General features: G+C 60.9%; 11 protein-coding genes. 10 read left to right on the top strand and 1 reads right to left on the bottom strand.

Annotated elements, in window-relative coordinates:
* The first annotated feature begins 12 nt into the window (after positions 1-12).
* The 8 genes from K3819_RS22545 to K3819_RS22510 all read left to right on the top strand — a co-directional run bounded on the left by K3819_RS22545 (position 13) and on the right by K3819_RS22510 (position 9,726).
* Complete coding sequence (locus K3819_RS22545) at positions 13-1,440, top strand: ATP-binding protein (RefSeq protein WP_201816532.1); 1,428 nt, start codon at positions 13-15, stop codon at positions 1,438-1,440.
* Positions 1,441-1,544: 104 nt separating this feature from the next.
* Entirely contained in the window at positions 1,545-2,804 is a 1,260-nt protein-coding gene (locus K3819_RS22540; RefSeq protein WP_085610789.1) for an AGE family epimerase/isomerase, read from the top strand.
* 118 nt (positions 2,805-2,922) lie between these two features.
* Positions 2,923-4,224 (top strand): ABC transporter substrate-binding protein, encoded by a 1,302-nt coding sequence (locus tag K3819_RS22535; RefSeq protein WP_085610788.1) that lies wholly within the window; start codon positions 2,923-2,925, stop codon positions 4,222-4,224.
* Positions 4,225-4,366: 142 nt separating this feature from the next.
* Positions 4,367-5,275, top strand: a complete 909-nt coding sequence (locus K3819_RS22530; protein WP_011335609.1) for a carbohydrate ABC transporter permease — start codon at positions 4,367-4,369, stop codon at positions 5,273-5,275.
* A complete protein-coding gene (locus K3819_RS22525) occupies positions 5,268-6,113 on the top strand; it encodes a carbohydrate ABC transporter permease (RefSeq protein WP_007951164.1) in 846 nt (281 codons plus the stop codon). The genes K3819_RS22530 and K3819_RS22525 overlap by 8 nt, the downstream gene beginning before the upstream one ends.
* Before the next feature lie 2 nt (positions 6,114-6,115).
* Complete coding sequence (locus K3819_RS22520) at positions 6,116-7,276, top strand: ABC transporter ATP-binding protein (protein WP_221397983.1); 1,161 nt, start codon at positions 6,116-6,118, stop codon at positions 7,274-7,276.
* 132 nt (positions 7,277-7,408) lie between these two features.
* Positions 7,409-8,755, top strand: a complete 1,347-nt coding sequence (locus tag K3819_RS22515) for a carbohydrate porin (protein WP_039766091.1) — start codon at positions 7,409-7,411, stop codon at positions 8,753-8,755.
* A gap of 116 nt (positions 8,756-8,871) precedes the next feature.
* Complete coding sequence (locus K3819_RS22510) at positions 8,872-9,726, top strand: D-hexose-6-phosphate mutarotase (RefSeq protein WP_085610785.1); 855 nt, start codon at positions 8,872-8,874, stop codon at positions 9,724-9,726.
* Between the two features lie 137 nt (positions 9,727-9,863).
* On the opposite strand, the gene K3819_RS22505 is transcribed toward K3819_RS22510, so the two are convergent.
* Entirely contained in the window at positions 9,864-10,724 is an 861-nt protein-coding gene (locus tag K3819_RS22505; protein WP_169842436.1) for a MurR/RpiR family transcriptional regulator, read from the bottom strand.
* A gap of 226 nt (positions 10,725-10,950) precedes the next feature.
* Here K3819_RS22505 and zwf point away from each other — a divergent pair, with 226 nt between their 5' ends.
* Positions 10,951-12,417: a glucose-6-phosphate dehydrogenase gene (zwf, locus tag K3819_RS22500; protein WP_221397982.1), complete on the top strand. Its 1,467-nt coding sequence runs from the start codon at positions 10,951-10,953 to the stop codon at positions 12,415-12,417.
* Positions 12,404-13,117 (top strand): 6-phosphogluconolactonase, encoded by a 714-nt coding sequence (pgl, locus tag K3819_RS22495; RefSeq protein WP_221397981.1) that lies wholly within the window; start codon positions 12,404-12,406, stop codon positions 13,115-13,117. Before zwf ends, pgl begins: the two co-directional genes overlap by 14 nt.
* Positions 13,118-13,126: the final 9 nt, after the last annotated feature.

Genomic DNA, 13,126 nt, shown 5'->3' with positions numbered 1-13,126 from the left:
CGCAAAGTGCCGATGCCGCGTTCGCTGCTTGGGCGAATGCTGCTGCTGACGTTGCTCGCGGTGTTGTTCGCCCAGACGCTGTCCAGCGTGATCTGGGTGTCCCAACTGCGTGCGACCCAGCTCGAAGGGCTGGTCACCAGCGCCCGCAGCCTCGCCCATTCGATGACCGCCAGCGTCAGTTATTTCCGCTCGTTGCCGGTGGCCTATCGGCCTCTGGTGCTCGACCAATTGCGCAGCATGGGCGGCACGCGTTTTGTGGTGACGCTCAATGACAAACCGCTGGGCATGGAAGTGCTGCCGGTGACGCCGCGCAAGGCGGCGGTGCTGAAAGCGGTGGATGAAGTGCTGCGTCAGTCGCTGGGCCAGGACACCGACATTCTGGTGACCTTCGTCAGCCCCGATGACCTACGGATCTTCAACGCCGGGTTGAAGCTCGATGAGTTGCCGCGTTCCTGGGCGCATTACGCGCTGACGCTTGAGCCGGTGAATCCGCCGGTGCTCGTGACTCAGATTCAGTTGGCGCCGGGTGAGTGGCTGTACATCGCCTCGCTGTTGCCCGAGCCCTACACCAGTCTCGAAGAACAAGGCCTGCCGACTCAGCAGGTGTGGTTCATCGTCTTCACCAGCGGTTTTCTGTTGTTGTTCATCGGCCTGCTGGTGCACTGGCAGAGTCGGCCGCTCAAGCGTCTGGCACGGGCCGCGCGGGATTTGTCGCTGGGCGCCGATGTCGAGCCGGTGGCCGAGGGCGGCGGCAGTGAAGTGGTCGAAGTGGGCCGCGCCTTCAACACCATGCGTGAGCGGATCAGCCGTTACCTGACCGAGCGCAGCCAGTTGTTCAGCGCGATTTCCCATGACCTGCGCACGCCGATCACTCGCCTGCGACTGCGGGTCGAACTGCTGGAAGACGAAAAATTGCAGACCAAGTTCGGCCGTGATCTGGACGAGTTGGAGTTGCTCGTCAAAGGCGCACTGCAATGCGTGAAGGACACCGACATCCACGAAAACATCGAGCCGGTGGATCTGAACCATGTGCTCGACTGTCTGGTGGAGCCGTATCTGGCGCCCAACGGCAACGGCCGCGTGACCCAGCAGGGGCGGGCGCTGGCGGCGTATCCGGGCAAGCCATTGGCGCTCAAGCGCTGCATCGGCAACCTGATCGACAACGCGTTGAAGTACGGCCAGAACGCGCACTTGCACATCGATGACGACGAAAGCGCATTCGTGCTGCATGTCGACGATGAAGGGCCGGGCGTACCGGAGCAGCGGCTGGAGCAGGTGTTCGAGCCGCACTTCCGCTTGGCGGGACAGCAGCAGGGTTACGGTCTCGGTTTGGGGATCGCCCGCAACATTGCCCATAGCCATGGCGGTGAAGTGACGCTGCAGAACCTGCGCGAAGGCGGATTGCGCGTGACCCTGCAATTGCCGCGTTCGGCGGATTGATCTGATTGTCACTAGTCGGTGACAAAACCCGCCCCCTTCGTTACAAGCCCCTCCCGGCCCGTTGTTTAGACTGCCCGCAGTCATAACAACAAAAAAGGCCACCCATGGATCATTTCAATCCGGGCTTCAGCAGTTGGCTGAACGCCCCTGCCCACCAGCAATGGCTCGCCGATGAAGGCCTGCGCCTGCTGGCATTTGCCAAGGCTTCACGGCTGCCCGAAGGGTTTGGCAATCTCGATGAGCGCGGCCAGCTCCAGGCCGGCGCGCAAGCCGAAACCATGAACACCGCACGCATGACCCACAGCTTCGCCATGGCCCACATTCAGGGCCTGCCGGGATTCGCCGAGCTGGTCGATCACGGCATTGCAGCCCTGCGCGGCCCGTTGCGCGATGCGCTGCACGGCGGCTGGTTCGCCGTCGCCGAACACCGCGACGGCAACACCGGCAAGAACGCTTATCTGCATGCTTTCGTTGCCCTCGCGGCGAGTTCGGCGGTGGTTGCGCAACGCCCCGGTGCGCAGGCATTACTGGATGACGCCATCGACATCATCGACACCTATTTCTGGAGCGAAGAAGAGGGCGCCATGCGCGAGTTCTTCAATCGCGACTGGCGTGAAGAGGAAGCCTATCGCGGCGCCAACAGCAACATGCACGCCACCGAAGCCTTCCTTGCGCTGGCCGATGTCACCGAAGACCCACGCTGGCTGGTGCGTGCGCAACGCATCGTCGAGCGGGTGATTCACGGGCACGCTGCCGCCAACGATTACCTGGTGATCGAGCATTTCGACCGCGACTGGCAACCGCTGCGCGACTACAACCACGACAATCCCGCCGACGGTTTCCGTCCCTACGGCACCACGCCGGGCCATGGTTTCGAGTGGGCGCGGCTGTTGCTGCACCTCGAAGCCGCGCGGGTTCAGGCCGGCATGCTCACGCCCGGCTGGCTGGCCACCGATGCGCAAAAGCTGTTCGAACAAAACTGCCGCCATGGCTGGGATGTCGATGGTGCGCCGGGCATCGTCTATACCCTCGACTGGAACAACAAAGCGGTGGTGCGTCATCGCCTGCACTGGACCCACGCCGAGGCCAGCGCTGCCGCCAGTGCCTTGCTCAAACGCACCGGCGATGCGCAGTACGAAACCTGGTATCGCCTGTTCTGGGAATTTTGCGAAACGTATTTCATCGACCGCTGCGACGGCAGCTGGCATCACGAACTCGACCCGCAAAACCGTCCAAGTGCCGATATCTGGGCGGGCAAACCGGATCTGTACCACGCCTGGCAGGCTGTTCTGATTCCGCGTCTGCCGCTGGCACCGAGCATGGCCAGTGCTCTGGCACACCTGTCTCGAAGCGTTCCTGTGTAACCATGTGGTGACATTCGCGCGTCCCTTCGTTACCTGCGGGGGGAAACGCTCTGTTTAAACTCGTGTGCAGCGCAAGCACCAGACTTGCATGCATAACAACAAGAAAGGTACATCTCAGATGAATGCGATTTCTCGCCTCGCTACTGTCATTTCTGTCGCCTCCCTGTTCCCGCTCGCTGTGCTGCCCCTGAGTGTTTCCGCTGCCGAATCCAAAGGTTCGGTGGAAGTCGTGCATTGGTGGACGTCCGGTGGCGAAAAAGCTGCCGTCGATGTGCTCAAGGCACAAGTCGAGAAAGACGGTTTCACCTGGAAAGACGGCGCTGTCGCCGGCGGTGGCGGTGCAACGGCCATGACCGTGCTGAAAAGCCGCGCAGTAGCCGGCAACCCGCCAGGCGTTGCCCAGATCAAGGGCCCGGACATCCAGGAATGGGCGTCGACCGGTCTGCTCGACACTGACGTGCTGAAGGACGTTTCCAAGTCCGAGAAGTGGGACAGCCTGCTCGACAAGAAAGTCTCCGACACCGTGAAGTTCGAAGGTGATTACGTGGCCGTGCCGGTGAACATTCACCGCGTGAACTGGCTGTGGATCAACCCGGAAGTCTTCAAGAAAGCCGGTATCGAAAAAGCCCCGACCACCCTCGAAGAATTCTACGCCGCCGGCGACAAGCTGAAAGCTGCGGGCTTCATCCCGCTGGCCCACGGCGGTCAGCCTTGGCAGGACAGCACCGTGTTCGAAGCGGTCGTGCTGTCGGTGATGGGCGTTGATGGTTACAAGAAAGCCCTGGTCGACCTGGACAACGCTGCCCTGACCGGCCCGGAAATGGTCAAGGCCCTGACCGAGCTGAAGAAAGTCGCGACCTACATGGACCAGGACGGCAAAGGCCAGGACTGGAACCTGGAAGCGGCCAAGGTCATCAACGGCAAGGCCGGCATGCAGATCATGGGTGACTGGGCCAAGTCCGAATGGACCGCCGCCAAGAAAGTCGCCGGCAAGGACTACGAGTGCGTAGCGTTCCCGGGCACCGACAAGGCGTTCACCTACAACATCGACTCGCTGGCCGTGTTCAAGCAGAAGGACGCGGGCACCGCGGCCGGTCAGCAGGACATCGCCAAAGTCGTGCTGGGTGAAAACTTCCAGAAAGTCTTCAGCATCAACAAGGGCTCGATTCCGGTGCGCAACGACATGCTCGCCGACATGGGCAAGTACGGTTTCGATTCCTGCGCCCAGACCGCTGCCAAGGACTTCCTGGCAGACGCCAAGAGCGGCGGCCTGCAACCGAGCATGGCGCACAACATGGCGACCACGCTGGCCGTGCAGGGTGCGTTCTTTGATGTCGTGACCAACTTCATCAACGACCCGAAAGCCGACCCGGCCGACGCTGCCAAGAAACTCGGCACTGCCATCAAGGCTGCCAAGTAATGCTTGGCCTGTAGGAGCGAGCCTGCTCGCGATAGCGGACCGTCAGCCACCGAAAGTGTGAACTGACACAACGCAATCGCCAGCAGGCTGGCTCCCACAGGGATCGCATCCGTAATTCTTAATCCTTCTACTGGATCTTCCCATGAGTTCTGTTGCTGTGTTCAGCAAGGCCTCGCCGTTCGACGCATTGCAGCGCTGGCTACCGAAACTGGTGCTGGCGCCGAGCATGTTCATCGTTCTGGTGGGCTTCTATGGCTATATCCTCTGGACGTTTGTCCTGTCGTTCACCACGTCGACCTTCCTGCCGAACTACAAGTGGGCAGGGCTGGCGCAATACGAGCGCCTGTTCGACAACGACCGCTGGTGGGTGGCGAGCAAGAACCTGGCCGTGTTCGGCGGCATGTTCATCGGCATCACCCTGGTGATCGGCGTGCTGCTGGCAGTGTTCCTCGACCAGCGCATCCGTCGCGAAGGCTTTATCCGCACCATTTACCTGTACCCGATGGCGCTCTCGATGATCGTCACCGGTACTGCGTGGAAATGGCTGCTCAACCCGGGCATGGGCCTGGACAAATTGCTGCGGGACTGGGGCTGGGAAGGCTTCCGTCTCGACTGGCTGATCGACCCGGATCGCGTGGTGTACTGCCTGGTGATCGCGGCGGTCTGGCAAGCCTCGGGCTTCATCATGGCGATGTTCCTCGCCGGTCTGCGTGGCGTCGATCAATCGATCATCCGTGCTGCCCAGATCGACGGCGCGAGCATGCCGCGCATCTACTGGAAAGTGGTGCTGCCAAGCCTGCGTCCGGTGTTCTTCAGTGCGGTGATGATTCTGGCGCACATCGCGATCAAGAGCTTCGACCTGGTGGCGGCCATGACGGCCGGCGGCCCGGGGTATTCCTCCGATTTGCCGGCGATGTTCATGTACTCGTTCACCTTCAGCCGTGGACAGATGGGCATGGGCTCGGCCAGTGCAATCCTGATGCTCGGTGCGATCCTCGCGATCATCGTGCCTTACCTGTACTCCGAGCTGAGGACCAAGCGTCATGACTAGTCTCGCTTCGAAACCTGCCATCAGCTTGAGTCGCATCGCGATCTACGCGGTGCTGATCCTCGCGGTCCTGCTGTACCTGGTACCGCTGGTGGTCATGCTGTTGACCAGCTTCAAGACCCCGGAAGACATCTCCACCGGCAACCTGCTGAGCTGGCCGACCGTGGTCAGCGGCATTGGCTGGGTGAAAGCCTGGGCCACCGTTGACGGCTACTTCTGGAACTCGATCAAGATCACCGTGCCGGCCGTGATCATCTCCACCGCCATCGGTGCGTTGAACGGCTACGTGCTGTCGTTCTGGCGCTTTCGCGGTTCGCAGCTGTTCTTCGGCCTGTTGCTGTTCGGCTGCTTTCTGCCGTTCCAGACCGTGCTGCTGCCGGCCTCGTTCACCCTCGGCAAAATGGGCCTGGCGAGTACCACCACCGGCCTGGTGTTCATCCATGTGGTCTACGGTCTGGCGTTCACGACGCTGTTTTTCCGTAACTACTACGTGAGCATTCCGGATGCGCTGATCAAGGCGGCGCGTCTCGATGGCGCGGGCTTCTTCACGATCTTCCGCCAGATCATCCTGCCGATGTCGACGCCGATCATCATGGTCTGCCTGATCTGGCAGTTCACCCAGATCTGGAACGACTTCCTGTTCGGCGTGGTGTTCTCCAGTGGTGATTCGCAACCGATCACGGTGGCGCTGAACAACCTGGTCAACACCAGCACCGGGGCCAAGGAATACAACGTGGACATGGCGGCGGCGATGATCGCCGGGCTGCCGACCCTGCTGGTCTATGTGGTCGCAGGCAAGTATTTCGTGCGCGGGCTGACGGCCGGCGCAGTCAAGGGGTAATCATGGCTACGCTCGAACTTCGCAATGTAAACAAGACCTACGGTGCCGGCCTGCCGGACACCCTGAAGAACATCGAACTGTCGATCAAGGACGGTGAGTTCCTGATCCTCGTCGGGCCTTCGGGCTGCGGCAAGTCGACCCTGATGAACTGCATCGCCGGCCTGGAAACCATCACCGGCGGCGCGATCATGATCGGTGACCAGGACGTCAGCGGCATGAGCCCCAAGGATCGCGACATCGCCATGGTGTTCCAGTCCTACGCGCTGTACCCGACCATGAGCGTGCGCGAGAACATCGAGTTCGGTCTGAAGATCCGCAAGATGAGCCAGTCGGCGATCGACGAAGAAGTCGCCCGCGTGGCCAAGCTGTTGCAGATCGAGCACCTGCTCAATCGCAAGCCGGGCCAGCTCTCCGGCGGTCAGCAGCAGCGCGTGGCGATGGGCCGTGCGCTGGCGCGTCGTCCGAAGATCTACCTGTTCGACGAACCGCTGTCCAACCTCGACGCCAAGCTGCGCGTCGAGATGCGTACCGAAATGAAACTGATGCACCAGCGCCTGAAAACCACCACGGTCTACGTGACACACGACCAGATCGAAGCAATGACCCTGGGCGATAAAGTGGCGGTGATGAAGGACGGGATCATTCAGCAGTTCGGTACGCCGAAAGAGATCTACAACGACCCGGCCAACCTGTTCGTGGCGAGCTTCATCGGTTCGCCGCCGATGAACTTCATTCCACTGCGCCTGCAGCGCAAGGACGGCCGTCTGGTGGCGCTGCTCGACAGCGGCCAGGCCCGGTGCGAATTGCCGATGGCAATGCAGGACGCCGGTCTCGAAGACCGCGAAGTGATCCTCGGCCTGCGCCCGGAGCAGATCGCGCTGGCCTACGGCGAGGGCAACGGTCTGCCGAGTATCAAGGCCGAAGTGCAGGTTACCGAGCCGACCGGTCCGGACACCCTGGTGTTCGTCAACCTTAACGACACCAAGGTCTGCTGCCGTCTGGCGCCGGATGTGGCACCGCAGGTGGGCGAAACCCTGACCCTGCAGTTCGATCCGTCGAAAGTGCTGCTGTTCGACGCCCAGTCCGGCGAACGCCTGGGGATTGCGGGCCTGCCGAAAGCCGAACCGCACAGCGCCAACGTGGCCCAGTTCAAGGGTCGCTGATGAACACAGGCGGGAGCGGGCAGGCCCGTTCCCGCAGGGAGCACGCGGTGCGTGGCCTGTCGCGCGCCGCATCAGATGTAAACCGCGTTAAATAAGAAGAACAGTTAATAACAATAAAACGAGGATGTAGGGATGAAGAAGAACAACAACGCTCAGCGAATCGGCCAGTTGTCAGCAGTTGCGGCAATGATGCTGGCCGGCAGCGTCCACGCGGCTGACGCGTTCAGCTCCGATTCGGAGTGGATGACCGGGGACTGGGGTGGCGAGCGGACCAAGCTGATCGAGCAGGGCATCGACATCAAGATGGACTACGTCGGTGAGGTGGGCGGCAACCTTCACGGCGGCTACAACAACGACAAGACGGCGCGTTACTCCGACCAGTTCGGTCTGGGCGTGGCGCTGGACCTGCAAAAACTGTGGGGCTGGGACAACACCCAGGCCAAGATCCAGCTGACCAACCGTAATGGCGAAAACATTTCCAACGACCGTGTTGGCGATCCGCGTGCCGGGACACTCAGCTCCTCGCAGGAAGTCTACGGTCGTGGCCACATGGTGCGGCTGACCCAGTTGTGGATCAAACACCAGTTCTTCGACAACAAACTCGACGTCAAGGCCGGTTACTTCGGCGAAGGCGAAGACTTCAACACCTTCCCGTGCGAGTTCCAGAACCTGGCGTTCTGCGGCTCGCAAGTGGGTAACTGGGCGACCAACATCTGGTACAACTGGCCGGTCAGCCAGGCGGCCATTCGCGTCAAATACAACATCAACGACGAGCTCTACGCGCAGATCGGTGCGTACAACCAGAACCCGTCGCAGCTGGAACATGGCAACGGCTTCAAGTTGAGCGGCAGTGGCACCAAAGGCACCGTATTGCCAGTGGAACTGGTCTGGTTGCCTAACCCGAACAGCCTGCCGGGCGAATACCGTGTCGGTTATTACAAGAGCACGGCCGATGCCGACGACGTTCGCGAAGACGTCAACGGTTTCGACGCGGCGACCACCGGTGATGCCTACCGTACCCACAGCAGCAAGCACGGTTACTGGTTCGTTGCACAGCAACAACTCACCAGCCACAACGGTGACAAGAGCCGTGGTCTGAGCATCGCCGCCAACGCCACGTTCCACGACAAGGACACCAACTTCATCGACAACTATCAGTCCGTGATGTTTGTGTACAAAGGTCTGTTCGATGCGCGTCCGAAGGATGACTTCGGTATCGGTGCTGCGCGTATTCACGTCAACGATGACGTGAAGAAAAACGCCGAACTGCTTAACGTCTCCAATGGCGTTTCGGATTACGACAATCCGGTGTTCTCGCCGATTCGTGAAACCGAATACAACTACGAGATCAACTACGGCTTCCACGTGACCAACTGGCTGACCGTGCGCCCGAACCTGCAATACATCACTCATCCGGGCGGTGTGGATGAAGTGGATAACGCTTTGGTCGCTGGCCTGAAAATTCAGTCTACGTTCTGACGCGTCTGCGATAAGCTCCTCTCTATGTGCGCATATTTGCGGACAGCCAAGGCTGTCCGCTTTTTTTTGGACAGGGGTGTCGCAGCCCATGAAAGTTGAATCTGGAACCGTGGCCCATGCATGAGCATCCGCTGCAACGCTTCTTCAAATCCTTGCGCGAACGTCCGGTGTTCGCCTGGGAGCGCTATCAGATGCGCGATGTGCTGGTGATCGATCATCCGCTGTGTCAGGCGGTGTTCAGTCGCCAGGGCGCGCAATTGCTGCATTTTCAACCGCGCGGGCAAAAGCCGTGGTTGTGGTGCGCGGCGAAATGGCCGCATGTCGGCGCGATTCGTGGCGGCGTGCCGGTGTGCTGGCCATGGTATGGCCGTCACCCGAGCGAAAACGCATGGCCATCCCATGGCTGGGCACGCCTGCTGGACTGGAAACTGCTCGACAGCAGCAGCGCCGAGGACGGCGTGCGCCTGCATTGGCAATTGCAGCTGTGCGACTGGCAGGTGGACCTGCACGCACACCTGGGCGAACGCATGGAATTGCGCCTGAGCACCGAGCATCAGGACGACATGCCGTGCCAGTTGAGCCAGGCTTTGCACGCTTACTGGCGTATTGGTGACGTGAGTGAGATAGCGCTGTCTGGGCTCGAAGGGGCGCAGGGTTATGACCAGTTGAACCGTGAGGTTTGCCAGCAGGAAGGCGAGTTGCGGGTTGATGGCGGCTGTCAGCGAGTGTTCCAGCATGACGGCGAATTGCAGCTCAAGGATCACGCCTGGCAGCGCGAGTTGTGCATCGATACCGGTGACAGCGCGGACACGGTGGTGTGGCATCCGGGCGCGCGGCCATTGCTGGGCGTAACCTGGGATGAGATCTCGGAGTTTGTGTGTGTTGAAGCGGCGGCGGGTGGCACCGACAGCCTGCATCTGGCGCCGGGGGAGAAGGCGCATTTGAGTTTGCAGGCGTGGGCTGCGGCCTAGATTTGCGGTGAGTTGGCTGACGCCTTCGCGAGCAAGCCCGCTCCCACAGGTGACTGCATTCCATCTGGAGAAATACAGTCGAATGTGGGAGCGGGCTTGCTCGCGAATAGGCCGGACAATTCAGCCCAAAATTCGGATCAGTTGAACTCGTCACCCACCGGATACCGGCTCGCATTCAAGCTCTCTTTGATCTTGCGCAGATGCGGCTGGAAATCCACCCCGCGACGCAGCGTCATCCCCGTCGCCAGCACATCCAGCACGGTCAACTGAATGATCCGCGAAGTCATCGGCATATAGATGTCGGTGTCTTCCGGCAGCGGAATATTCAGGCTCAGCGTACTGGCCTTGGCCAGCGGCGAATTCTCTGCCGTCAGGCCCAGTACCGAAGCGCCGTTCTCGCGGGCGATGCGCGCCACCTCCACCAGTTCGCGGGTGCGGCCCGTGTAGGAAATGATCACGAACAGCTCGCCGGTGTGCGCCACCGAGGCAATCATCCGTTGCATCAGCACATCGGCGTGAGCAGTCACCGCCAGGTTGAAGCGGAAGAATTTATGCTGCGCATCCAGCGCCACCGGAGCCGAAGCACCGAGGCCGAAGAAGTGAATCTGCCGGGCCTGGATCAACAGGTCGACGGCGCGGCTGATAAGGTTCGGGTCCAGTGCCTGGCACGCGCTGTCCAGCGAGGCGATCGCACTGCCGAAAATCTTCTGCGTATAGGCCTCGGGATTGTCGTCAGCTTCCACTGCGCGGCTGACATAGGCCGCGCCGCTGGCCAGGCTCTGGGCCAGTTGCAACTTGAGTTCGGGGTAGCCGCTGACGCCGAACGAACGGCAGAAACGGTTGACCGTCGGTTCACTGACCGACGCTGCCTGGGCGAGGGCGGCGATGCTGAAGCGGGTGGCCTGCTGTGGGTTGAGCAGGATCACTTCAGCGACTTTGCGTTCGGCCTTGTTCAGCTCTTCAAGGCGACTCTGGATCTGTTCCAGTAAATTTCGCACGCGGTCCATAAGAATTCCTAGATTCACCGGCGCCGATAAGCGCGCGGCTATGCAAATTGGGCCTTTGATGTGGCCCGTGACGGTGGCCTATCCTACTGATGGCTCCAACCGACCACCACTCGGAATCTGTATTTTGCGAAAATGTTGTGGTTATTACTACATTTTCCCTTGAGTGATGCCTTGAAAAAAGGTATTTGTAGCTTAACTTGATAAAAGAACAAACATCATGCCTTCGATTACGGTTGAACCGTGCACCTTCGCCTTGTTCGGCGCCTTGGGCGATCTGGCCCTGCGCAAGCTGTTTCCTGCCCTTTATCACCTGGATGGCGCCGGCCTGCTGCACGAGGACACGCGCATTATCGCACTGGCCCGTGAGGCGGGCAGCGAGCAGCAGCACCTGGCGTTCATCGCCGCCGAGCTGCGCCGTTACGTGGGCAAGGAACTGGACGAGGCCGTGGCCGAGCGCTTTCTGGCGCGCCTGACTTATCTGCACGTCGACTTCCTCAAGGCTGAAGATTATGTGGCGCTGGCCGAACTGGCCGGCAGCACGCAGCGCATGATTGCCTACTTCGCCACTCCGGCGGCGGTGTACGGCGCGATCTGCGAGAACCTGGCGAACGTCGGTCTGGCGGAAAACACCCGCGTGGTGCTGGAAAAACCGATCGGCTCCGACCTCGAATCCTCGCGCAAGGTCAACGACGCCGTGGCGCAGTTCTTCCCGGAGAACCGCACCTACCGCATCGACCACTACCTGGGCAAAGAAACCGTTCAGAACCTGATCGCCCTGCGTTTCGCCAACAGCCTGTTCGAAACCCAGTGGAACCAGAACTACATCTCCCACGTGGAAATCACCGTGGCCGAAAAGGTCGGCATCGAAGGCCGCTGGGGTTACTTCGACAAGGCCGGCCAACTGCGGGACATGATCCAGAACCACCTGCTGCAACTGCTCTGCCTGATCGCCATGGATCCGCCGGCCGACCTGTCCGCCGATAGCATCCGCGACGAGAAGGTCAAGGTGCTCAAGGCCCTGGCGCCAATCAGTCCGGAAGGCCTCACCACGCAGGTGGTGCGCGGCCAGTACATCGCCGGGCACAGTGAAGGCAAGTCCGTGCCGGGCTACCTCGAAGAGCCGAATTCCAACGCCCAGAGCGACACCGAAACCTTTGTCGCGCTGCGTGCCGACATCCGCAACTGGCGCTGGGCCGGCGTGCCGTTCTACCTGCGCACCGGCAAGCGCATGCCGCAGAAACTGTCGCAGATCGTCATCCACTTCAAGGAACCGTCGCACTACATCTTCGCCCCCGAACAGCGCCTGCAGATCAGCAACAAACTGATCATCCGCCTGCAACCGGACGAAGGCATTTCCTTGCGCGTGATGACCAAGGAGCAAGGCCTGGACAAGGGCATGCAACTGCGCAGCGGTCCGCTGCAACTGAATTTTTCCGACACCTGGCGCAGCGCTCGGATCCCCGATGCCTACGAGCGTTTGTTGCTGGAAGTGATGAACGGCAATCAGAACCTGTTTGTCCGTAAAGATGAAATCGAAGCCGCGTGGAAATGGTGTGACCAGCTGATCGCCGGGTGGAAAAAATCCGGTGACGCGCCCAAGCCGTATGCGGCCGGGTCGTGGGGGCCGATGAGCTCCATTGCATTGATCACGCGGGACGGGAGGTCGTGGTATGGCGATATCTGATGTGAAACTGCCCGAGGGCGTGAATGCCCGCGAATTCAAGAGCCCGGTGCTGCTCGCCGAAGGCCTGGCGCTGAATGTCGCCAAGCAGTTGAGCGAAGCGCTGGCGGCACGTGGCAACGCCGTGCTGGTGGTGTCCGGCGGCCGTAGCCCGGTGGCGTTTTTTCAGCACCTGGCCAAGCAGGAACTGGACTGGTCGAAGGTCGTCGTGACCCTGGCCGACGAACGCTGGGTACCGGTCGAACATGCCGACAGCAACGCCGGTCTGCTCAAGCAATATCTGCTCAAGGGCCCGGCGGCCAAGGCGCAGTTCCTCAGCCTCTACAGCGCGGCGGCCAACGTCGAGCAGGCTGCGGAGCAGGCTGATCGTTTGCTCGCCGAATTGCCGCCCATTGACGTGCTGGTGCTGGGCATGGGTGATGACGGTCACACCGCATCACTGTTCCCGGACAGCCCGAACCTGGCCGAAGCCCTGCAAGCCGACGGCCCCCGTCGCTGCTGGCCGATGCTCGCACCAAGCGTGCCACGCCAGCGCCTGACCATGAGCCGGGCGCTGCTGGCCTCGGCGCGGCACAAGATTTTGTCGATTTCCGGTCAGTCGAAACTGACCACCCTGAATGCCGCACTGGCATCCAACGACGTCGCCGCCATGCCGGTTCGCGCGTTTCTGCAACCTACGTTAGAGATTTACTGGTGCCCATGAGCCAAGGAA

It is taken from the genome of Pseudomonas sp. 3-2 (assembly GCF_019710535.1).
In the GTDB taxonomy this organism is placed as follows: Bacteria; Pseudomonadota; Gammaproteobacteria; order Pseudomonadales; family Pseudomonadaceae; genus Aquipseudomonas; species Aquipseudomonas pharyngis.
The sequence above is the reverse complement of the archived record's forward strand: the minus strand, read 5'-3'. Positions and strand labels throughout refer to the sequence as shown.